The organism is Polaribacter septentrionalilitoris (assembly GCF_009832745.1).
GTDB lineage: Bacteria > Bacteroidota > Bacteroidia > Flavobacteriales > Flavobacteriaceae > Polaribacter > Polaribacter septentrionalilitoris.
Genome location: NZ_VRMJ01000032.1, coordinates 43,626 through 66,233 on the forward strand (window position 1 = coordinate 43,626; position 22,608 = coordinate 66,233).

Annotated in this window: 19 protein-coding genes; 12 read left to right on the forward strand and 7 right to left on the reverse strand. The window is 32.0% G+C overall.

The genetic code is table 11. The features are described 5' to 3' along the window. Window positions 1-169 precede the first annotated feature (169 nt). The 4 genes from FP421_RS07025 to FP421_RS07040 all read left to right on the forward strand — a co-directional run bounded on the left by FP421_RS07025 (window position 170) and on the right by FP421_RS07040 (window position 5,534). On the forward strand, window positions 170-1,117 hold the full coding sequence (locus tag FP421_RS07025) for an oxidoreductase family protein (RefSeq protein ID WP_159949025.1): 948 nt from the start codon (window positions 170-172) through the stop codon (window positions 1,115-1,117). 1 nt (window position 1,118) lies between these two features. Beyond that, entirely contained in the window at window positions 1,119-1,934 is an 816-nt protein-coding gene (locus tag FP421_RS07030) for a 3'(2'),5'-bisphosphate nucleotidase CysQ family protein (RefSeq protein WP_159949027.1), read from the forward strand. A gap of 214 nt (window positions 1,935-2,148) precedes the next feature. After that, window positions 2,149-4,356, forward strand: coding sequence for a DNA (cytosine-5-)-methyltransferase (gene dcm, locus FP421_RS07035; protein ID WP_159949029.1), 2,208 nt, complete (start codon window positions 2,149-2,151; stop codon window positions 4,354-4,356). Continuing rightward, the gene (locus FP421_RS07040) at window positions 4,353-5,534 is read left to right on the forward strand and encodes an MvaI/BcnI restriction endonuclease family protein (protein WP_159949031.1); all 1,182 of its coding nucleotides are present in this window, start codon (window positions 4,353-4,355) and stop codon (window positions 5,532-5,534) included. The genes dcm and FP421_RS07040 overlap by 4 nt, the downstream gene beginning before the upstream one ends. Before the next feature lie 178 nt (window positions 5,535-5,712). On the opposite strand, the gene FP421_RS07045 is transcribed toward FP421_RS07040, so the two are convergent. Continuing rightward, window positions 5,713-6,096: an HU family DNA-binding protein gene (locus tag FP421_RS07045; RefSeq protein WP_159949033.1), complete on the reverse strand. Its 384-nt coding sequence runs from the start codon at window positions 6,094-6,096 to the stop codon at window positions 5,713-5,715. Between the two features lie 595 nt (window positions 6,097-6,691). On the opposite strand from FP421_RS07045, the gene FP421_RS07050 reads away from it, so the two are divergent. Then, the gene (locus FP421_RS07050; protein ID WP_159949035.1) at window positions 6,692-7,576 is read left to right on the forward strand and encodes a sterol desaturase family protein; all 885 of its coding nucleotides are present in this window, start codon (window positions 6,692-6,694) and stop codon (window positions 7,574-7,576) included. Window positions 7,577-8,007: 431 nt separating this feature from the next. On the opposite strand, the gene FP421_RS07055 is transcribed toward FP421_RS07050, so the two are convergent. The 6 genes from FP421_RS07055 to FP421_RS07080 form a co-directional block, all read right to left on the reverse strand. After that, on the reverse strand, window positions 8,008-8,739 hold the full coding sequence (locus FP421_RS07055; RefSeq protein ID WP_159949037.1) for a metallophosphoesterase family protein: 732 nt from the start codon (window positions 8,737-8,739) through the stop codon (window positions 8,008-8,010). Window positions 8,740-8,792: 53 nt separating this feature from the next. Then, window positions 8,793-10,067, reverse strand: coding sequence for a BamA/TamA family outer membrane protein (locus FP421_RS07060; RefSeq protein WP_159949039.1), 1,275 nt, complete (start codon window positions 10,065-10,067; stop codon window positions 8,793-8,795). Beyond that, window positions 10,067-11,467, reverse strand: coding sequence for a hypothetical protein (locus FP421_RS07065; protein WP_159949041.1), 1,401 nt, complete (start codon window positions 11,465-11,467; stop codon window positions 10,067-10,069). Before FP421_RS07065 ends, FP421_RS07060 begins: the two co-directional genes overlap by 1 nt. Before the next feature lie 8 nt (window positions 11,468-11,475). After that, window positions 11,476-12,309, reverse strand: a complete 834-nt coding sequence (locus FP421_RS07070; protein ID WP_159949043.1) for a universal stress protein — start codon at window positions 12,307-12,309, stop codon at window positions 11,476-11,478. 66 nt (window positions 12,310-12,375) lie between these two features. After that, entirely contained in the window at window positions 12,376-13,389 is a 1,014-nt protein-coding gene (locus FP421_RS07075; protein WP_159949045.1) for a glycoside hydrolase family 113, read from the reverse strand. Window positions 13,390-13,414: 25 nt separating this feature from the next. Further along, on the reverse strand, window positions 13,415-14,287 hold the full coding sequence (locus FP421_RS07080; RefSeq protein ID WP_159949047.1) for a hypothetical protein: 873 nt from the start codon (window positions 14,285-14,287) through the stop codon (window positions 13,415-13,417). 171 nt (window positions 14,288-14,458) lie between these two features. Here FP421_RS07080 and FP421_RS07085 point away from each other — a divergent pair, with 171 nt between their 5' ends. The 7 genes from FP421_RS07085 (at window position 14,459) to FP421_RS07115 (ending at window position 22,600) form a co-directional block, all read left to right on the forward strand. Then, the gene (locus FP421_RS07085) at window positions 14,459-15,808 is read left to right on the forward strand and encodes an NAD(P)/FAD-dependent oxidoreductase (RefSeq protein ID WP_159949049.1); all 1,350 of its coding nucleotides are present in this window, start codon (window positions 14,459-14,461) and stop codon (window positions 15,806-15,808) included. Between the two features lie 6 nt (window positions 15,809-15,814). Continuing rightward, a complete protein-coding gene (locus FP421_RS07090) occupies window positions 15,815-17,437 on the forward strand; it encodes a 4Fe-4S binding protein (protein WP_159949051.1) in 1,623 nt (540 codons plus the stop codon). A gap of 82 nt (window positions 17,438-17,519) precedes the next feature. Next, window positions 17,520-17,972, forward strand: coding sequence for a toxin-antitoxin system YwqK family antitoxin (locus FP421_RS07095; RefSeq protein WP_159949053.1), 453 nt, complete (start codon window positions 17,520-17,522; stop codon window positions 17,970-17,972). Then, entirely contained in the window at window positions 17,969-18,661 is a 693-nt protein-coding gene (locus FP421_RS07100) for a glycosyltransferase family 2 protein (protein ID WP_159949055.1), read from the forward strand. Before FP421_RS07095 ends, FP421_RS07100 begins: the two co-directional genes overlap by 4 nt. Then, window positions 18,661-20,151, forward strand: coding sequence for a cellulose synthase family protein (locus FP421_RS07105; protein WP_159949057.1), 1,491 nt, complete (start codon window positions 18,661-18,663; stop codon window positions 20,149-20,151). The genes FP421_RS07100 and FP421_RS07105 overlap by 1 nt, the downstream gene beginning before the upstream one ends. Further along, window positions 20,151-21,509 carry a mannosyltransferase gene (locus FP421_RS07110; protein WP_159949059.1) on the forward strand — a complete coding sequence of 453 codons (1,359 nt, stop codon included), beginning with the start codon at window positions 20,151-20,153 and terminating at the stop codon, window positions 21,507-21,509. Before FP421_RS07105 ends, FP421_RS07110 begins: the two co-directional genes overlap by 1 nt. A 62-nt stretch (window positions 21,510-21,571) precedes the next feature. Beyond that, complete coding sequence (locus FP421_RS07115; protein WP_159949061.1) at window positions 21,572-22,600, forward strand: LacI family DNA-binding transcriptional regulator; 1,029 nt, start codon at window positions 21,572-21,574, stop codon at window positions 22,598-22,600. Window positions 22,601-22,608 lie beyond the last annotated feature (8 nt).

Genomic DNA, 22,608 nt, shown 5'->3' on the forward strand with positions numbered 1-22,608 from the left:
AAGTCTATGTAAGAAAAAGCAATCCAATCTCTTTTGAACGCTTTTTATAAAACTGTTACAATTTTCAAGCCTAATAAATCTACTTAAAAATAGTATTTTTAGCATAAATTAGAAACAGACCTTTCAGGTTTTCAAAACCTGAAGAATCTAAATTGTATCAAAACTATACATGAATAGTCATTTCAAATCCTTTATCCTAGAAAAAACAAAAGCCTCATCACTTCAAGAAAAAGAAGTGATTCAAAATTTGTGGAGTGGCTATGGAAAAATTAGAAGAATTACTTTAGAGGGTTCAGCAATTGGTAGTGTAGTTATCAAGAATGTAGAACTACCCAAACAAAAGAATCATCCCAGAGGTTGGAATAGTGATATTGGGCATCAAAGAAAATTAAAATCGTATCAAGTAGAGACTTTTTGGTATCAAAATTATAGTAGTAAATGTTTAGCTCGTTTGCCAAAATGCTATGGAGTAACGCAAAAAGACGATGAAGTGCTCATTATTTTAGAAGATTTAGACACAGCTGGTTTTTCGTTGCGAAAACAAGATGTCAATTGGCAAGAAATTGAAGCATGTCTAGAATGGTTGGCAAATTTTCATGCCAGTTATTTGGGGCAAGATCCAAATGGACTCTGGAAAATAGGAACGTATTGGCATTTGGCAACCCGTCCGCAAGAATTGGAAGCTTTAGAAGATCTGGCTTTAAAAAAGGCTGCTGCTGATATTGATGCTACATTAAACAATTGCACATACAAAACCTTTGTGCACGGAGATGCAAAATTAGCCAATTTCTGTTTTTCTGAAGATGGACAAGTAGCTGGAGTCGATTTTCAGTATGTGGGTGGTGGTTGTGGAATGAAAGATGTTGCGTATTTTGTAGGGAGTTGTTTGAATGAGGATGAATGTGAACGCTTAGAAAACAAAATATTAGATACCTATTTCAACTATTTGCAAAACGCATTAGGCAGTAAAAACAACCCTTTAGAAAACGAATGGCGAGCATTATACCCTGTGGCTTGGGCAGATTTTCATCGATTTTTAAAAGGATGGAGTCCTGGACATTGGAAAATCAATTCTTATAGCGAACGCATTACCCAACGAGTGATTCACAATCTATAAAATGGATATACAACACCTTACTTCCATTGCCATAAAAGCGGCTTTAGCTGCTGGAGAAATCATTCGAAAATACAAGAATGATGATGTCATTGTACAACAAAAAGAAGGAGGCAATACTTATGCATCTCAAGTGGTTACCAAAGTAGATCTTGCTTGCGAAGACATTATTCTTAAACACCTAAAACCCACTTGTACAAAATTTGACATTGCGCTATTATCTGAAGAAACTCAAGATGATGGAAGCCGATTTAAAAAAGACTATTTCTGGTGTATAGACCCCATGGATGGCACCTTGGCATTTATCAATAAAATACCAGGTTTTTCGGTGGCTATTGCTTTGGTTGCCAAAGATGGCACTCCACATATTGGTGTGGTTTACGACCCAAGTACAAGCAATTTATATTCGGCTACAAAAGGCAAAGGTGCTTTTAAAAACGGACAACCTTGGAAAATAACCGCTAACAACAATTACTTGACCTATGTAACTGACAAAAAATTAGCAGACACCCCAAAGCAATCTAAAATTCAAGGTATTTTAAAGGCTAAAACCAATACTTTGGGCTTCTCAGCATACAAAGAAATGGCTGGCGCTGGCGCTGTGTTAAATGCCATTTTGGTAGCAGAACATGCACCTGCCCTCTTTTTAAAACTTCCTAAAAAAGAAAAAGGTGGTGGTTCTATTTGGGATTATGCTGCCACTGCTTGTATGTTTAATGAACTGGGGTTAGAAGCTACAGACTTTTATGGAAAATCTTTAGAGTTGAATAGAAAAGATGGTTCTTTTATGAATACAGTGGGTGTTTATTATAGTTCTTAAAGAGATTAGAACACTTCTACTTTTAGAACATAAGAAACTCTAATTTCAAATATTTTTTTATAGATAAAACTTGTTGTACACAAGTTCTGAAAAACCAAATGTACAATCAAACTCTTAATCCGATGAAAAAATCAGAATTAAATTGGAATTAAATTGGAATTTAAAAAAATGTCCGTAAATTTGTCCGTGTACGTAAAAACGTCCGCGAATAATTATGGCAACAATTAATTTTTATTTAGACAAACCAGACAAAAAAGGGTTTGCACCAATTCATCTACGAATAAACTGTAACGGAAGTCAAGTTAAGGTTTCTACGGGACAGAAAATAGAACCGAAAAACTTCAACAAATCCAAACAGAAAGCAATTGGATTAAATGTAGAATCTCACGAAATCAACCATTATTTGGATTTTCTAAGGGAACGAGCGGATGAACTTTTACACCATTCTAACAAAAAAACCTTTGTTCAGGATGAAGTCAAAAGCGTTTTGAACGAACACATCGAGAACTATAAAGAGAATAGTAATGTAAATATTGTAAAAGAACAGGTCGCTCTTTATGGAAAACCCTTCACTTTTGTGGATTTATTTGCTGGAGCTGGAGGTTTTAGTGAGGGATTTTTACAAGCTGAGCATAACAATAAATTCTTTGATTTCGTTGTTGCGAACGATATTAATGAAAATTGCGAATTAACTCACGTTGTTCGTTACAATCACCAATTAGGTTTAGACGCAGAATTTCTTAAACAAGACATAACAGAACCAGATTTTTTAGACAATTTATTAGAAAAAATTGACGGCCGTCAAATTGATGTTGTCTGTGGTGGACCACCTTGTCAAAGTTTCAGTCTTGCAGGAAAAAGAAAAAAGTTTGATAAAAAAGATGATTTATTCTCTCATTATCTAGAAGTAATAAAGGTTTTACAACCAAAATACTTCGTTATGGAAAATGTCAAGGGAATTTTGACAAAAGAAAAAGGCAAAATAAAAGAACTAATCATCAAAGAGATTAACTCTATTGTTGACATAAAAGAAATTCCATTACTAATCTCATTCATTAAAAAAATACGAAAAGAATCTAATTCCTTTCTTTTTGACAGTATTATAAAACGAGTAGAATTAGAAAAACTACTTGAAAAAAATAAAAAAACTGGAAAAGCTGATTTCATCACTTTTGTAGAAAATAGATTTAGAAAATTAACGCCAAAAATTGCTGATTACAAAACGAGTAAAACTGACGAAAATATAAATACAATTCGCCACGGTTTTAACCTTTTGGCTAGAACAAAAGAATGGGAGAAGCTAAAACGTGATATTATAAAGGAAAAAGATTTTTGCAATATTGACAGCGACAATTTCGCAAATGCTTTCACAGATTTCCTTACGGAAATCAGTTCTGAAAATGTGATTTCAAAAATTGAAGACGCTTTCAAAATTCTAAAAGTACCAAGTACTTATAAAAAAGATTGCGAAGACATTATTACATCTTTAAAAATCTACACAACGTCTTTTGATGAATCCATTGAAATATTAAAATCGCATTGTAATACAAAACAAAATAAAGAGTTAGAAACGATTCTTGAAAACATTAGGCTTTATAAAATAGAACAGCCATTTGTTGCTAACGCATCAAATTATGGTGTTCCACAAAATAGAGAAAGAGTACTTTTTATAGGTTGTCGCAAAGACCAAAAGTATATTTCTGAAATTCCAGCAACAGTTTCAGAAGAAGAAAAAGTCACCATTTTTGAAGCTTTGTATGACTTAGATTTCATAGGTAATAATCAAGAAGCTCACCGTTACGAATTGGTTGACATTTCAGCTCAATACAATGGAACAGCCAAAAAAATGTCTAAACTTTTAAAGAAACGTAGAATTGATGGCAAGCCAATTTCAAAAGGCGGAAAATCATTTGCAGAGTGGTCAAAAAAAGGTCGATTGATTGAACGTTTCAAACCACAAACTAAGCCGTTTTATGTTAGAAATAGCGAAGCACTTGAAAATGGAGAAAAGTATTTTGACATACTAAACAATCACAAAACAAGTAACCAAAACGAAACCGTTATTGAAAGACTTGGTGTCATTTTAAAAAATGGAAACTACAGAAAAGCACAACCTGAACTTGAAAAGTTAAATCTTTCTACAAATAAGAGAAATTACAATGTTTTAAAACCAGACGAACAAAGCTCTACCATAATGACTATTGCGGACGATTATATTCACTATAATTCACCAAGGTCTTTAACTGTTAGAGAAATGGCACGTTTACAATCCTTTGACGACTCTTTTGTATTCCAAGGTAAACGCTCAACAGGTGGAAATAATAGAAAGACAGAAGTGCCACAATACACTTTAGTGGGTAATGCTGTTCCACCATTATTAGCAAGAGCAGTAGCAAGTGAAATTTTAAAACATATCAAGTGAGAAAACTTACAACCGCAGAACAAGAAAAGATAAAATTACTGACTAAAAACCAAGTTTCTCTTACTTTAATTGAACCAACCGAAACAGGATTAAAAAAATCTATAATGGATGCGACAGGTTCTGTTCGTAACTATTTAAAAAGTGAAAATATCCACGATTACGAATTACAAAGTCAAGGAACGGAGAGTAAAGTAATGATTCCAGCAATTATTCATACTGGTTTTAAGACTGTAGAATCTAAAGCATCTTTATATCGTCCTTCAACCAAAAAGGGCGACCCAAGGATTTGGTTTTATAGCCTAACAAAGGTTGCTGAGCCAAACGATATTATTGGAATAACTTACTTTGATAACCGATTTCAAGTTTTTAACTTAACAAAATTAGATATCAGAGAATTGATTAATTCTTCAATTCTGAATCCATTTCAAGAGTTAATTAACGCAATTAACACAACCGAAAATGAAGTAGCTTTTGAGCTTTTAGCAATGTTAAGAAAAATTGCCAATGCTGGCCCAATTCCTTCTATGGTTGATGCTGACACTTCTGTAGGACGAACACTTGAAACAGCTCTTGGAATTGACATTAATTCTTCTAAACAACCAGATTATAAAGGAATTGAGCTTAAATCGTTTAGAAACAGCAGAACAAATCGAAAAAATCTATTTGCACAAGTTCCAGATTGGAAATTGAGTAAATTTAAAAGTTCGGCAGAAATTCTTGATAACTTCGGCTATGAACGAGAAGAGGATTTTAAGCTGTATTGCACAGTTTCGGCAATTACGAGAAACTCGCAAGGCTTGAATTTAAGAATCGATAGTGACATTAAACAATTGATTGAAAACTCTGATAAACCAGAAGTTGGCGATTTTGTGGTTTGGACGTTAGACAAACTTCACAATCGACTAAAATCTAAACATAAAGAAACGTTTTGGGTAGAAGCTGAAAGTACCAGAATAAATGACCGAGAACATTTTCAATATAAATTAGTTGAGCATACAAAAAAACCAATTACATCTCAATTTGATTTACTAATTGAACAAGGAATTATAACGCTTGACCATTTAATTAAGCGAAACTCAAAAGGGAAAGTGGTCGAAAAAGGTCCATTGTTTAAAATCAAACCAAAAGGAATTGAATTACTTTTTCCACCAAGTGAAAAGTATAATTTAATGTTATAACAGAATTATACATCAAGAAATACGTCTCTTAACCCAACTTTCACTCCATCAGCATCCGATAATCATTGCATCAGGAGGCAATAAAATTTCAATGCGGATGCAATAAGCCTTGTTTTTGGGCAAAAAAAATCCCAATAACCGAAGTTATTGGGATTTTGTAAGCTACAAGTTTTTACGACTAACTTGCTTTTTGAAAAGTAAGATTCTTTAGCAAATTGCGTAACTTCTTGGCAGGTCTAAAAATAATTCTAGAATTGGTAATGTTAGCTGCAGATACTTCTGCCTCTGTAGTTACTCCTTCTGAACTTAAACTTACTTGAAAATTACCTAGTTTGCCCAAACGCACAATGCGCCCTTGCCCCAACTCTCTTACAATGTTTTGTTCCAGTACGTTTAGTACTGCCAAACAATCGGTTTCTGTAACCGTACATTGATCAGAAATCTGTTCTGCAAGGGTTTCAAAATCTACACTTCCGTTTGTTTTTACTGCAGCATAATATTTTTTTGGTGCAGTAATATCTTGAGGATTTACCCTCTCTAATGGTCTAAATTTTATTGCCATTTTTATATGTATTTAATTAAAAAAATTACAACACTTCTTTTAAGAGGCTGTTTTACGACACCTCTTCGTTTTTAGAAAACTCAACAAATTATTGTCTTATACTTTACGAATTTTAAGTATAAATTATACAGCCCTATAAGTTGTATAAGAGTGTTTGCAAAAAAGTTACGCCATGTGTTTACCAGCTGCAAGATGTTGGCTTGCAATTAAATATTAACAAAATATTTTTGGTAAGCTGTAAGAAGTATTGTAATTTTGAAGTACGAAAACGAAATTACGAAACACTTACAGTGTTACCGATTTTACAAAAAGTCTTAAAGCAACATCTTTAAGGCTTTTTTGTTGTGGTAAAGATAAGAAGAATCCTTTTTTTAATTCACTAATAGTTATACAGACTTATCAACAGAAAAACATGTTTTAAAAGCATAAAAATCATCATAAAACACTGATTAACATATTTTTATATATTTTTTAAAGAAATTCAAAAGTCATCAGTAAAAATTCTAAAATATCTTTTAAAACCATAAAACGCATACTTTGTGTATGCTACTAATATTGCTTTTTAAAGAAAAAAACTTCGTATTTTTGTAGTAACATGAATAAATACATAGACATCATAAAAAGCTCGTATGCTGATTATTGGAACTACATCAAACAGTCTGTTTTGATGGAGTTGAATTGGGAGAATTATTTCTATGTATTAATCATGATTTCTTTGGTAGTTTGGGGTTTGGAAGCACTTTTTCCGTGGCGTAAAAACCAATCGTTATTTCGAAAAGATTTTTGGTTAGATACGTTTTATATGTTCTTCAATTTCTTTTTACTAAATTTAATTGTGCTTACAGCACTTTCTAACACAGCTGCTGCATTTTTTAATGATATGTTAGCATTTGTTGGGGTATCTATTTCTAGTTTTCAGTTGTTAGAAATCAATACACTTTCTTTTCCTGCTAGGATCTTTATCTTTTTTATTGTGGTTGATTTTGTGCAATGGTGGACACACCGATTGTTACATAGATCTGAATTTCTTTGGAACTTTCATAAAGTGCATCACTCTGTAAAACAAATGGGATTTGCTGCACATTTGCGCTATCATTGGATGGAGCCTGTAGTATATAACTCTTTACGATACATTCCATTGGCTATTATTGGTGGTTTTTCTGCACAAGATGTTGTCTTTGTGCATTTTTTTAATATTGCTATAGGGCACTTAAATCATGCCAATATCAACTGGGATTATGGTGTGTTAAAATATGTGTTTAACAACCCAAAAATGCACATTTGGCATCATGCCAAAGCATTGCCTGAGGATAGAAAGTTTGGTGTTAATTTTGGTTTGACGTTGAGTATTTGGGACTATATTTTTAAAACCAATTACATACCGTATTCTGGGAGAGATATTGAATTGGGTTTTGAGGGTGATCGTGATTTTCCTAAGGGGTTTATACAGCAAGAATTGTATCCTTTGAGTAAGAAGTAAATTTTTTCTTTTTTACATTTTTTTTTCCATTGATCAAAAGAAACAAAAAAATCTAGACGTATTTTATTATTCTTAAATTCTACTTTTTATTCCATTATCGTGTCCAGACCGTAAACTCTTTGGACACTTGCCATTACATAAAAATTGAATTTTGACGAATATAAAATAGGTCTAATTGCGAAGTGTCTCATCTCTCTTTTTTCTTTTCTACCCCCTTATTTTCAACTCTTCCTTGTTAGTTCAAGTAATCTTTGAAGCATAAAAAAATTGTATCAAGAACTGAGCTCAATTATTGATTCCAGGAGATTGCCACTACGTTCCTCCTCGCAATGACAGACTTCACCATCAACCATCAACCAAAAACCAACAACCAAAAACCAACAACCAACAACCAACAACCAACAACCATCAACCATTAACCAAAAACCAACCTACTTATTCCGTCCTTTTTCATTCGGATATAAAGAAGGCAAATCATCACTTTGAAAAAACGCTTTGGTATCGATATTCATACCAGTTACTTTGCCTTTAAAAGCAGCACCAGTATCAATATTCCAAACATTAATCGCATTCATGGGCGTTGATTCGCCATAATTAGTGGTGGGTGTATGGCCAATGTAGATTTCTTTATAATGCCTCAACCTTTTTGGATATAAGGCATGGTCTAAATCAATTTTTCTGTCCATTGCCAAAGCCATTTCCCACAAGGTTCTATCCGTGCAAAACTTATGGGTAAATGTTTCTTTTTCTACGCCATGCATGGAAGTAAAACCAGCATGCAAAAACAATCTATTTTCATCATCTAAATGATACATGGGCATATTTTCGAAGAATAGAAGATGTTCTTTTTTCTCTTGTTCTGAAAAACTTGCATAGCTTTCCATAGTTTCTTTACCACCATGTTGATACCAAGACGGATTTACATCATTATTATCTTTTAACCAATTCTGACACCAAACATCATGATTCCCTTTGATAAAGATACAATTGAATTTTTGAGACAACTCTAATAAAAATTGAACAACTTGTGCAGACTCACTCCAACCGTCTACATAATCGCCCATAAAAATAAGTTGGTCTTCTTCTTGAATTTCTAATTGATTTAAGACTTGGAGTAAAGCTTTTAATCCTCCATGAATATCTCCAATAGCAAAAGTTCTCATTCGTTTTGTTTTTGCAAAACTAAGTGTTAATTCTAAAAAAGTGAAGTCGTTTCTTAAAAATATTGTCCAATCCCAAAAACAAGTCCGCCTTTAGAACCATTCTTACGATTTAGAACACTCAATCCATAATCAACTCTAAAGGTGGCATTGTATATTTTTTTTGTGATAAAACGCAATCCAACCCCAGAATAAATTTTTAAATTTTTGTTCTGAAAAAAATCACTTAAGGCACCTCCAGGGTTTCTCCAAGCACCTAAATCTGTAAATACATTGGTTTGTATGGCCAGCCATTTTTTATCATAAATGGTGTGTCTGTATTCTGTATTCCACACAAAACTTCCTGTACCTCTATCTACTAAAATACCTACACCACGTAAATTTACATTGTTATCCAAGGCAAAGGGTGCAAAGGGTGTTTCTTGATTAGAAGACAAACCAAAACGGACTCTGTTTGCCCAATTGCCTTTATTGTGAATACGTTTGTAGTAGAAAAAATCGTTCCAAGCAATAAAAAAATCGTTTTGAAAATCGTTTTCTGTGAGCACATACTGTACATACAAATTACTTTTAAAGCCTTCTGTGTATTGATAAAAATAGGTTAAGTCATCATAAGAATAGACTGCTTTTAACAAGGCTTTATCAAGGTCTAAATTTTGAGGAATTGTAGGGTCTGTAACTCCAGATAAATATTGATATTTTTCTTTAAACAAATTCACTCCAAAATTGATTTGATTTTTTAAGTTGAACTGATGTATGCCTAAAACTTCAAAAGAAATGTTGTTATAAAGGTAATTTGCCGTTTGATTTCCAAAATACAGCGGTTCTTCACTTTTCCAGTTTTGATGATTGATTGCTAACCCCCAGGTTTTTGAAAATAACTGAGGTGCTTTAAAGTTAATGCCATAGGAATCAAATCCGTTGTATTGGTAAAATCCGCCTAGAGTGATATTTTTACCTAAAAAATTGTATTCATACAAACCCAATTTATACGAAAAAACATTGTTTGTGGTGGTCCAAACATTCACTTCAGGAATCAATGTAAAGTTTTCTTCTATCGTAATAAAAACAGTGCAACTCTCTTTTTGAGAATAAATTACTTGATAATCTGCATAACTTACTGCGGGTAACCTTCTTAACAGTACCAGATCTTTTTGTAGTTTTATAGAATCTAAGGCTGCTCCTTTTTGAGTGTATAAGAGTTTTTTTAAAAAGCTTGCATTTGTTTTTTTAGCGCCTTTTAGGGTTACCTCATCAACCATTTTTTCTTGCGAAAAAACAACAGATGAGCCTGATAAAAAGAGTAAAAAAAATAAAATGTTACATTTCATTATTCAACTAGGTATGACTTTTGGATAATCAAATTTACCCAATTATCATTACTTAAGCCAAATAATGTGAATTTATATTCCTCTTCCTCAACCAATTCTGGTGGAGTTTCTAAGTTAATGCTCTCAAGATTGTCAAAATTTCCATACTGAATTGTTTTTGCAGTAGTAAACGTACCTGATAGAAAATTACTAGAAGCGTCTTCAAAAATTTGCAGGTATTCTGTATTCTCTTGAATGGTTCCATCAGTCCATGTAAATATGGGTTTTAAAAGATCTGTATCATCAATAGCAACATCTGTACTCCATTCTGTGGGTTTGGTCTGATTTTTTATTCTTACGGGTTTAGATTTGTAAAATACATCATCAATAATATAGGTAATAATTGCCCATCGTTCTGTAGCACTTTCTCTAGAATATCGTCTTAATTTTCCTCCAAACTGGGCTTCATCAGCTGCATTTCTTCTTCTGTAATTAGAGAAATTAGTTTCATCTACAGAGGCATTTTCGGTTTCATAATATCTTAAATTTGTAGCCCCAATTAAAGGGTAATAATACACATAAGACAAATTGTTATTTGTTGCATCACTTGCCCCAAAAGCCAATGCAGTTTCTATACTTTTCTGTGAATTTTCGTTAAGATATTCCTGTAAATTTTTAGGAATAAAAGACTCTACAATTACCGTATTTACCCAGTTGTCTTCACTAACCGCCATCATTGTAAATTGGTATTCTGTATCTGCAACCAAATCTTCTGGAGTTTCTGGTATATTGATATTTAAAACCACATTTGAAGGGTCAAAATATTGAAATGTTTTTTCTTCTGTATAAGTTCCTGAGAGGAATTCATCTTCTTCTACCTGAGAAACTACTTGAAAATAAATTACATTATCGGTAATCCCAAAATCTGACCACGTAAATTTAGGCGTTAATGTTGTTGGATATGTTATAGAAACTTGGTCTGTCCAACCTGTTGGTTTTATTTGATTTTTTAAACGAATAGGATTGGATTTATGTAGCTTACCTTCTTTGATATAAGTAACCAACCCCCAACTTTCTGTTGCACCCGTTCTTGAAAATCGTTGTAATTTACCACCAAAAACATCTTCTATAGGTACATTTTTCCTCCTGTAATTTGTAAAGTTATTAGGATCTACATTTAAACTATCTGCTTCATAATATCGTATGTCAGAGGCTCCTATTTCTGGATAGTAAAAAACATAAGTTAAACTAGTGTTACCTGCAGCATTTGCGGCACAAGCAATGACTTCTCCAAAATCATTATTTGAGGTAATATCTATGTAATCTTGCAAATTTCTTGGAACCGTAATATCATTGTCTTCTGCACAAGAACCCAATAGCACGAGGCTACAAATTATAGCGAAAATAGTTTTGAATGTCATTAACTCTTTTAAATTTTAAACGTCATGATAGGTAAAGCAGAATGATTGGTAATGTCTTCTGCAATACTACCTGCAAAAATATGAGATAATCCTTTTCTACCATGCGTAATTACAGAAATTAAATCTGCACCCACTGCGTTAGAAAAACTCAAAATACCTTTTTCTGCAGATCTGTCACAAACATAATTCATATTGATCATTCTATCTGTATTTCCTTCAACTTTCATTAAAAATTCGTTTGCCATCGTTTCCATTTCTGGAGTGGTTTTAAAGTCTTCGTTAGGTAAATTTACATATAAAATGTGCTTTCTTGCATTTAAAAAATCGAGTGTTTTGAGGAGTTTTTGAAATGCAGGTATGCTTTCTTCAGAAAAATCGGTAGCCACCACAATATCTTTAAAGTCGGTGTTTTGCATTTCGTTTTTAATGACTAAAACAGGTACTTCTGCATATCTTACTACTTTTTCTGTATTAGATCCTACAAAGAATTCTTTAAGACCACTAGTACCTTGAGATCCCATGATTATGATATCTGCATCTACCTCTTTAGCAACTGCGTTTACCTCGCTAAACACCTTGTAATGTTTAATGATAGGCACAACATTTAAATCTTCTAAATAGGGTTTATTTAAAAAATTATTAAATTTTTTCTCTGCTAATTTTAAAAAGAACACTGCTTTTTCTTGTTGATATACTTCACTTTCTGTTAAACTTACTTCTTGGATGTCTAACATGTGTAATGCATAAATACTAGCATTGTATTTTTTTGCTAATGAAGCAGCTGTTTTTAGCGCATATTCTGAGTGTGTTGAAAAATCTATAGGTACAATAATTTTTTTCATAATAGTTTTGATTTATTCACAAATTTAACTCCTTGTTTTGTAAAAACTTAGGACTTTTATCATGTTTTATTTTTTATAATTTTGTTGATGTAATTTTCGTAAAGCTACTTCTGCGGGTTTATTTTGAGGAGTAAACATATTGTTGTGCTCACCCCCTACTTTATCATGCATATAGAACCATTTCCATAAAAAACCACCAACAAACCAGTCTTCTTTCCAAAACTGATTATGAATAGCTTGTAACCCTTTTACCTGGGCTTGTAAATTAACTTTACCAGAATTCCGATCATAATTCCAAGGCTCTTTTGCGTTAAAATCTACACTTCTATACCCATATTCAGTAAACAACACTTTCTTTTGATATTGCTGTTGTATTCTTACAATTTCTTTTTTATGAGGCTGCCAACCTTTTTCATAATCTGCTAGCTCTGGTGATTTTTTATCACTCAACGGAAAATAAGCATCTATACCTATATAATCTAAATCGCCCCAAAACGGTACACGTTTAAATTCATCCCAATTTGCAGCGTATGTTAATTTTCCTTTGTAAATTTTTCTAATTTTCGAAATTAACTCTTGCCAATATTGTGGCCTTTTTACAACAAATTTTTCTAGTTCTGTACCAATACACAAAATGTCTGCATGAATGTCTTGAGCGGCTTTTGCATAAGTTAAAATAAAAGAAGTATAAGAATTCTCTAGGACTTTCCATTGTTCTTGAGTTTTCATTTCTATTGCGCCAGTATACTGTCCTCTCCAAACCCAAATTTGAGGTTTTACCATAATTTTAACCTTCTTATTTTGAAAAGTGTTGGCATATTGTAATAAACCTGCTTTGGTTTCTCCAAACCATTGCCTTTGTGTATTATGAATAATTTTAGGTGAAGATAAATCTCTTATAAAACCAAAAGGCATCAATGCAACATAATTGCTTTGTGCCTTTAATACTGGTGAAATATGTTTTGTATTGATAGAATCTCTTGACGCTACAAAACTAATTCCGTTTATTTTTTGATGCTGACTATTGCAAGCAATTTGAATAAAAATAAGCAATACAAAAAGAAGCCGACTTGTTTTCATAATCAACTCCTAAAATAGTTGTTTGCTAGAACAATGCTCTTAAACCAATGTTAAAACTTTGTCCTAAGCCTGTGTCATTTCCTCGGATAAACTTTCCATATAAAATTTCTAAGTTCAACACCTCTGTTAACTGGTACTTTCCTCCAAAGCCTAATGTGGTAAAATCTTGGGTAAAATCTCCCATTCTTTGGTAATGTTGTACATACCCCAAAAGTGTGGATTTGTCTGATGGAAAATAACTCATAAATAGTCCTGGAGATAACACAAAAGTATTGTTGGCAAAACTAGTATCATTACCAAAATTATACTCTGTTGCTAATTCTGTAAAGAGTTGCCATTTACCACTTGGTAAGGTGTAATCATAGAAAAATCTGTTTTGAAACATGTAAGCAGTTTGGTCTAAAAAAACACCATTTGTATCTGATTCCTTATCAATTAAAGGGATATGAAAAGCACTTTGTATAGAGAAATTACCAACATTCTCAATAGGTTGCCATTTTAATGCTGGTGCAAATGATGAAAGTCCGCTTCTCGAGTTGATATCGTCACTAAAACCAAACACAGAAGTTGCACTTTTTCCTGCAATTGTATTGGATCTTATTTCTAATAATAGACCAATATTTAACCTGTTGTTATCTGAAACACCAGTAAAAACATCTACAGTAGAGGTAAAATACGTTTCTCTTGCTTTATCTGCCTTTACGCCATTAAACTTCCCTTTTGTTTCGGTATATAGATTGTTAAAAAATTTAATATCCCATTGTCCTTTATTTAACAATTTTGAAGGTGTATAGGTTTGAATATTACTTTTATTGGTATCATTATCATCTTGTGCATAAGATTGTAAATTAATGATTAACACAAGTACTAAGACTATTTTTGTAAAAATATGTTTCATGTTTTTAGGTTGATTTTAATTGGATTTTCATTTTACTAACACATCAGTCTGAACATTTTAAAACTACTTACAAAGATTTTTGACTTTTATTATTTAAACTAATTCTAAATTATTATTACTCGTTAAGTTCTTAACTTTAGCTTCGACAGAATTGTCATCAATCAATTAATTATGCAACACATTGTTATTATTGGTAACGGAATTTCAGGAGTTACCGCTGCAAGACATATCAGAAAGAATTCTGATCATCAACTTACTATTGTTTCTGCAGAAAACAAATATTTTTTTTCTAGAACTGCACTCATGTACATATATATGGGGCATCTAAAGTTTGAACATACACAACCTTATGAAAACTGGTTTTGGGAGAAAAACAACATCGATTTAAAAGAAGGTTTTGTAGACAATATCAATACCGATAAAAAAGTTTTGAATTTTACAAATGGAGAACAACTTTCTTATGACAAGCTGATTATTGCCACAGGTTCTAAACCTAATAAATTTGGATGGCCAGGACAAGATTTAGATGGTGTTATGGGCATGTATCATAAACAAGATCTAGAAAAACTAGAAAAATATGCTCCTAACAAAGATATTTGTAAAAGAGCGGTAATTGTTGGTGGTGGATTGATTGGAATTGAATTGGCAGAAATGCTGAGAAGCAGGGATATTCCTGTAACTTTTTTAGTGCGTGAATCTAGTTTTTGGAACGGAGTTTTGCCTGCTCAAGAATCTGAAATGATTAACAAACATATCAAAGAACATCATATCGATTTAAGATTAAACACCAATCTTAAAGAAATTAAAGCAGATGAAAATGGTAAAGTAAAATCAATAATTATCGAAGAAACTGGTGAAGAAATCTTTTGTGATGTTGTGGGTTTAACTGCTGGGGTAACACCAAATATTGATTTTATCAAACAAAGTGATATCGAAACAAAAAGAGGTGTGTTAGTCAATCGTTTTTTAGAGACAAATATTTCTGATGTTTACGCAATAGGAGATTGTGCAGAACAACACAAATCTATTGGACAACGTAGAAATATAGAGGCGGTTTGGTACACAGGCAGAATGATGGGAGAAACAGTTGCGCAAACCATTTGTGGCAACAAAACCGAATACAAACCCGGGCATTGGTTTAATTCTGCAAAGTTTTTAGATATCGAATACCAAACCTATGGTTGGGTGTTTAGCGAAAAAAGTAAAGGAGAACATGAAACTTATTTTCAATGGCAACATCCTAAAGAAAATATTTGCATTACCATTTCTTATGATAAAAATACGAATCGATTTCTAGGAATCAACACCTTTGGGATTCGAATGCGTCATGAAATTTTTGACAAATGGCTTACCGAAAATCAATCTGTAGAATACGTCTTAGAATATTTAGCGGATGCTAATTTTGACCCTGAGTTTTACAAATTACATGAGGCTGAAATTGTGGCAAAATTTAATCTAGAAAATAACACAAGTATTCAATTGAAAAAGAAAAGTTGGAAACGAATATTCGCTAAAGCATAACCTACCATGAAACTTATAAAACAAACAGGTTTAATACTCTTTTTATTAGGATTAACCATTTTTACAGGTACTATTTTTACAGGTTCTTACAATTTAACTAAATCTGAATTAGACAATTATATTCAAGAAAAAGGCTATAAGAGTGAAATTATAAAAGGGCAATTACAGAAAGCTGTAGTTACCAAAGAACCACAAAATATTTTTGAATTTTCAAGCAAAGTAAGAACTGCTTTTGAAACCTCTAATACTTACTATGACAATTTAATCGCCAAATATGACGCTGAAAAAAACTGGGATAAAAAAGGCGAACAGTACCAATATAAAATCTACGGAAAACCACACACCTTAAGCTACGAATTGGCTAAAAAGGCAGGAACTGGTTTTACCAAAAATAAATCTAGTTTGGCTTGGTTGTTAACTTTTGGATTGGGAATAATTGGAGCCTTGTTATTTATCATTCCTAACTTGGTTTTACTAGGAAAACCAGGGATTAAAAATGATGGAATTTATTTAGAATCTGCTACTAACAGAGGTTGGATAGCTTGGTTGGTTTTAATTTACTTGGTTACTTTCTACTTGGTATTGTATTTTATGCCAGATTATGTGGTAAACTGGACGTATATTTTAGACCCTATTAGTAATTTTTTAAATGGTGGTGATGCCTCGCAATGGTTTGTCTATGGGTTTTTATACTGTACAATTATGTTGGTTATGGGTGTTAGAATGTACATCAAATACAGACATAATAAATATCAAATTGTAAGAACAACCTCTGTGTTATTTTTCCAAATTGTATTTGCATTTTTAATTCCAGAAATTATGACTAGTCTTAACATGCCTGGGTATGATTTTAAAAATGCGTTTCCGTTAGATTATGATTTTTTCTTTGAATGGAACTTAGATAGTTTACGTAATAGTGGTGGAATTGGAATCTTTATTTTAGTTTGGGGTATTGTATTGACCTTAATTATTGTTCCTGTTATGGTCTATTTCTTTGGAAAAAGATGGTACTGTTCTTGGGTTTGTGGCTGTGGAGGATTGGCAGAAACATTAGGAGATCCTTACAGACAACATTCTAATAAGAGTTTGAACGCTTGGAAATTAGAACGTTGGTTAATTCATTCTGTTTTGGTCTTTTCTTTAGTGATGACCTTAGTTACTTTATATTGTTATTTTTCTGGAGCAGAATCGTTTATTGGCATCAAATCTCAATGGATAAAAGACACCTACAGCTTTTTAATTGGTGCTTGGTTTGCGGGTGTTATTGGTACAGGTTTTTATCCTATTTTCGGAAACCGTGTTTGGTGTAGGTTTGGTTGTCCTTTAGCTGCTTATTTAGGTCTGGTACAACGTTTTAAATCGAGATTTAGAATTACTACCAATGGTGGACAATGTATTTCTTGCGGTAACTGTTCTACGTATTGTGAACAAGGTATAGATGTAAGAGCTTATGCCCAAAAAGGAGAAAATATTGTAAGATCTAGTTGTGTAGGGTGTGGAGTTTGTTCTGCAGTTTGCCCAAGAGGTGTTTTAAAGCTAGAAAATGGACCTGAAGAAGGACGTATTAATCCAACTGAAATTTTATTGGGTAATGATGTTGATTTGATGAGTTTGGTAAACAAGAAATAAGTTGGCAGTTTTTAGTATCAATTTTCAGTTTAAAAATTTTAGACTTTTACATCTTTGCTTGTGTTTCTTTTTTTTATTGGTGATGAGTAGTTCTAAGAGCGTTTTCTCTCAAAAAAAATACCATAAAGAATATTTCACTAACGGACAAATAAAGGAAGAAGGCTGGCTTCTGAATACTCATAAAACAGCGTATTGGAAATTCTATTATCAAAATGGAAATATTAAAAAAGAAGGGCATTTTAAAAACAATTTAGAAACGAAATATTGGTACTTTTACCGCCGAAATTCAAGCAAAGAAAAAGAAGGGCATTTTAAAAAAGGAACACAATACAATTGGTGGTTGTTTTATGACAATAAAGGTTTTGTAAACCATAAATGTCAATTAAAAAATAATCAAAAAAATGGCTACTGCTTAATTTACCGTAATAATAAATTGATTAAAGCTTCTAAATTTAAGCAAGGGAAAAAGATTAAAGAATGGACAGATTTTTCATCGTTTAGAAATGAGAACAGTCTTAATGATTTAAGAGAATGAAACCTATCATTAAAGTAATTATACCTGCTTATAACGAGCAAGATTCTATTGGAAATGTTGTAAATGATATTCCTAAAATTGTTGATGAAGTTATTGTAGTCAGTAACAATTCTACAGATCAAACAGAAACCAATGCCAAAAAAGCGGGTGCAACAGTTTTAACCGAAGAAAGAAAAGGGTATGGTTACGCGTGTTTAAAAGGGATGGATTATATCGCTCAGCAAGAAAAGAAACCAAACATCATTGTTTTTTTAGATGGAGATTATTCTGATTATCCTGAACAACTTACAGAATTGGTACATCCTATTCTAAATAACAATATCGACTTTGTGGTTGGCGCACGTGTAAAAAAGTTAAGAGAGTCAGGAGCAATGACCCCACAACAAGTGTTTGGAAACTGGCTAGCCACCTTTTTAATGAAATTGTTTTTTGGTGCAAAATTTACAGATTTAGGTCCTTTTAGAGCCATTAAATACAATAAACTTTTGGCTTTACAAATGCAAGATAAAACCTATGGTTGGACTGTAGAAATGCAATTAAAGGCCTTAAAACAAAAACTAACCTACACAGAAATACCAATGAAATATAGAAATAGAATTGGAGTTTCAAAAGTTTCAGGAACCGTAAAAGGAACTATATTTGCAGGGATTAAGATTTTAGGTTGGATTTTTAAATATAGTTTTAAGTAGTGGTTTTAGAATACATCATCATTGTTATTTACTCAATTTCGCTGATACTTATTTTTATGTATGCATTGGCACAATTGAACCTACTTATAAACTACTTAAAAGCTAGAAAAAAAGAAGACAACTCAGAAAAGTTCGATTTTTCTAATCTTGATGAAATTCCGTTTGTCACCATACAATTGCCTGTATATAATGAGCTGTATGTAATGAAGCGCTTATTAAAAAACATTGCAAAATTAGACTATCCAAAAGACAAATTAGAAATTCAGGTTTTGGATGATTCTACTGATGAGTCTATTGAGACAACTGCAAAACACATCCAAAAAATTCAAGAAAAAGGTATTGACATTCAACACATTAGAAGAACCAACAGAAAAGGTTTTAAAGCTGGTGCATTAAAAGAAGGTTTAGAAATTGCAAAAGGAGAATTTATTGCCATTTTTGATGCTGATTTTTTACCGAAATCAGATTGGTTACATAAAACTGTTCCTTATTTTAAGGATAAAAATATTGGGGTTGTCCAAACACGATGGGGACACATCAACAGAAACTATTCTACTTTAACAAAAATTCAGGCATTTGCGTTAGATGCTCATTTTACACTAGAACAAGTAGGTAGAAATAGCAAAGGACACTTTATCAACTTTAACGGAACAGCAGGGATTTGGCGTAAATCTTGTATTTACGATGCTGGAAACTGGGAAGGAGACACACTTACAGAAGACTTAGATTTAAGCTACAGAGCGCAATTAAAAAATTGGAAATTCAAATATTTGCCAGATGTAGAAACTCCTGCAGAATTGCCTGTGGTAATTAGTGCTGCAAGATCACAGCAATTTCGATGGAACAAAGGTGGAGCTGAGAATTTTCAAAAAATGATGAGACGCGTTATTCAAAGTAAAAACGTTTCTTTTAAAACTAAAATTCATAGTTTACTGCATTTGCTAAACAGTTCTATGTTTACCTGCATATTCTTAGTTGCCGTTTTAAGTATTCCTATGTTATACATTAAAAACGAATATGAGCATTTAAAAGTGTATTTTATTGTAATGAGTTTCTTTGTAATTAGTACACTTATCTTTTTTATATGTTATTGGTACATGTATAAAAATATTTATGGTGGTGGTTTTGTAAAATTCATGAAATACATTGGTGCATTTTTTACATTTTTCTCTGTAGCAATGGGTTTTTCTTTACACAATACCATTGCTGTTTTAGAAGGTCATTTTGGTAAAAAAAGTGAGTTTGTAAGAACTCCAAAATTTAATATCAAAACACTTTCTGACGGATGGAAAAACAACAAGTACATTAAAAAGAAACCTTCTATTCATGTGGTTTTAGAGGGCCTACTAGCTATCTATTTTGCTTTTGGAATGTATAGTGCTTCTATTGTAGGAAATCAAGGAGGTGATTACGGGTTATTTCCTTTTCATTTGATGCTTTGTATTGGATTTAGCTATGTGTTTTTTAAGTCTATTTTCTCTAAAGCCTAATGTCTTTTGTAACAAAATATAAAGATGCTTTTCTAATTCTGATTAGTGTTCTACTCTACTTTACTTTTGCATATTTCTTAGAAAGAACAGACTTTAACAAACTACTTTTTTTATGGTGTTCTTTATTTGTTTGTTTTTATTTTTTGATAAAAAGCAAAACCATTAACCTTACTACATTAATAGGGTTAACCATTCTATTTCGGTTAATTTTCTTGTTTGCTATTCCTAATTTATCGCAAGATTTTTATCGATTTATTTGGGATGGAAGAATGATTTTAGAAGGTATTAATCCGTATTTATCGCTCCCTGAAACCTATATCCAACAAGGTTTACATCCTATTGCAGAAACAAACAACCTCTACCATGGAATGGGCGAAATGAATGGAAGTCATTACACCAATTACCCACCTTTAAATCAATTGTGCTTTTTTATCGCTGCATTATTTGCCAGCAAAAGTATTTTTGGTTCTGTAATAGTCTTAAGAGTCATCATCATTTTAGCTGATATCGGAATTTTATATTTTGGTAAAAAGCTTTTAGAAAAACTACAGCTGCCTGTAAGAAACATTTTTTGGTATGTTTTAAATCCGTTTGTTATTATAGAACTTACTGGGAATTTACATTTTGAATCTGTCATGTTATTTTTCTTGGTTTGGAGTTTGTATTTGTTATTTCAAAAAAAATGGATTTGGGCTGCGGTGATTTTTGCTTTTTCTATTTCAGTAAAATTGATTCCGTTATTATTTTTGCCATTATTCTACCAATGGTTTGTTAAAAAAGAGCAAAAATGGATTCTTGGTTTTAAAAAATTAATTGGTTTTTATACCATTGTTTTTTTAACAACTATTTTGTTATTCTTACCGTTTTATTCATCAGAACTCATTGAAAACTACTCCAATTCTGTGGGGCTATGGTTTCGGAATTTTGAATTTAATGCCAGTTTTTATTATGTGTTTAGAGAAATAGGTTACTGGTTTAGAGGGTATAATGAAATTGCCATTATTGGTAAAATCACTCCTGTTTTAACCATATTGTTTTTGCTTTTTATTACGTTCTTCAGAAAAAATAAAAGTATGAACCAACTCATAACTGCACTTTTATTTGGCTTGTGTTTTTATTATTTTACGGCAACTACTGTGCATCCTTGGTATTTAGCAACCCCATTAATTTTAGCTGTTTTCACCAAATATCGTTTTCCTGTAATTTGGACTCTGGTCATTATTCTTAGTTATCAGGCTTATTCAAATTTACCTTGGAAAGAAAATTTATATGTTGTCTTTGTAGAATATTTAATCCTTTATAGTTTAATGGGTTATGAAATTTTAAAACATCGGAAATATTATAAAATTGTAAAATAATTAGTTTTTAACTTTCTTTTCAGAGAATTTTGTATTTTAGGGCTTAATTTTTTAATGAAATTATGAAAAGACTTACCATTAAAGACATTGCTAAAGAATTCAATGTTTCTATTTCTACAGTTTCTAAGGCTCTGAATGACAGCTATGAAATTAGTGTAAGCACCAAAGAAAAAATTCAGAAATACGCTAAAGAAAATAACTATAAACCTAACTTTAACGCACTCAGTTTAAAAAATAGACAAACAAAGACTATTGGAATTATTATTCCGAATATGTTGAACTATTTTTTTGCTCAAGTATTTAATGGTATAGAAAAAGTAGCTAATGATAGAGGGTACAAAATTATTTCTTGTATTTCTAACGAATCTTTTAGCAAAGAAGTAGAAACTATAGAGATGCTTTCTAACGGAAGTATAGACGGATTTATTCTTTCTTTAGCAGAAGAAACTGTCTCTAAAGGAGATTACAAACACTTTCAAAATGTGCTCGATAACGGAACTCCAATTGTGATGTTTGATAGAGTTGCGGATAGTTTAGATTGTGATAAGGTAGTAACCGATAATTTTGATAGTGCAAGAAGTACAGTTGGCCATTTGGTAAAATTAGGTCATAAAAACATTGCTTTTATATCTACAATACATAACTTAGAAATTGGACGAAGACGACAATTAGGGTATTTAAAAGGACTTGAAGATCATAACATAGAGGTTGATAAAAATCTAATCATAAACATAGATGACAACTACAAAAACTATGAAAAAATTTTAGAACCTATTTTAAAGAACAATAAAATTGATGGTGTTTTAGCCACAGATGAATCTTCTGCAATTGCGGCTATGAAAGTTGCCCAAAAACAAGGACACAACATACCTCAAGATTTTTCTGTAATTTCTTTTTCTAATGGTATTTTAGCAAGACACTCAAGTCCAAGAATGACTACCGTAAGTCAACATGGAGAAATTATGGGTGAAACTGCAGCAGGAATATTAATTGATAGATTAGAAGACAAATCTACTGAGAAGAAAAAACAAGAAACTATAGTTGTTAGAACTGATTTGGTTGAAAGAAATTCAACTAAAAAAATCTTATAAAATCGCAT

What these genes read in the sequence shown, in the direction of transcription:
- FP421_RS07025 (WP_159949025.1), top strand. Translation starts at nt 170, where the DNA reads ATGAATAGTCATTTCAAATCCTTTATCCTAGAAAAAACAAAAGCCTCA.
- FP421_RS07030 (WP_159949027.1), top strand. Translation starts at nt 1,119, where the DNA reads ATGGATATACAACACCTTACTTCCATTGCCATAAAAGCGGCTTTAGCT.
- dcm (WP_159949029.1), top strand. Translation starts at nt 2,149, where the DNA reads ATGGCAACAATTAATTTTTATTTAGACAAACCAGACAAAAAAGGGTTT.
- FP421_RS07045 (WP_159949033.1), bottom strand. Translation starts at nt 6,096, where the DNA reads ATGGCAATAAAATTTAGACCATTAGAGAGGGTAAATCCTCAAGATATT.
- FP421_RS07050 (WP_159949035.1), top strand. Translation starts at nt 6,692, where the DNA reads ATGAATAAATACATAGACATCATAAAAAGCTCGTATGCTGATTATTGG.
- FP421_RS07055 (WP_159949037.1), bottom strand. Translation starts at nt 8,739, where the DNA reads ATGAGAACTTTTGCTATTGGAGATATTCATGGAGGATTAAAAGCTTTA.
- FP421_RS07060 (WP_159949039.1), bottom strand. Translation starts at nt 10,067, where the DNA reads ATGAAATGTAACATTTTATTTTTTTTACTCTTTTTATCAGGCTCATCT.
- FP421_RS07065 (WP_159949041.1), bottom strand. Translation starts at nt 11,467, where the DNA reads ATGACATTCAAAACTATTTTCGCTATAATTTGTAGCCTCGTGCTATTG.
- FP421_RS07070 (WP_159949043.1), bottom strand. Translation starts at nt 12,309, where the DNA reads ATGAAAAAAATTATTGTACCTATAGATTTTTCAACACACTCAGAATAT.
- FP421_RS07075 (WP_159949045.1), bottom strand. Translation starts at nt 13,389, where the DNA reads ATGAAAACAAGTCGGCTTCTTTTTGTATTGCTTATTTTTATTCAAATT.
- FP421_RS07080 (WP_159949047.1), bottom strand. Translation starts at nt 14,287, where the DNA reads ATGAAACATATTTTTACAAAAATAGTCTTAGTACTTGTGTTAATCATT.
- FP421_RS07085 (WP_159949049.1), top strand. Translation starts at nt 14,459, where the DNA reads ATGCAACACATTGTTATTATTGGTAACGGAATTTCAGGAGTTACCGCT.
- FP421_RS07090 (WP_159949051.1), top strand. Translation starts at nt 15,815, where the DNA reads ATGAAACTTATAAAACAAACAGGTTTAATACTCTTTTTATTAGGATTA.
- FP421_RS07095 (WP_159949053.1), top strand. Translation starts at nt 17,520, where the DNA reads ATGAGTAGTTCTAAGAGCGTTTTCTCTCAAAAAAAATACCATAAAGAA.
- FP421_RS07100 (WP_159949055.1), top strand. Translation starts at nt 17,969, where the DNA reads ATGAAACCTATCATTAAAGTAATTATACCTGCTTATAACGAGCAAGAT.
- FP421_RS07110 (WP_159949059.1), top strand. Translation starts at nt 20,151, where the DNA reads ATGTCTTTTGTAACAAAATATAAAGATGCTTTTCTAATTCTGATTAGT.
- FP421_RS07115 (WP_159949061.1), top strand. Translation starts at nt 21,572, where the DNA reads ATGAAAAGACTTACCATTAAAGACATTGCTAAAGAATTCAATGTTTCT.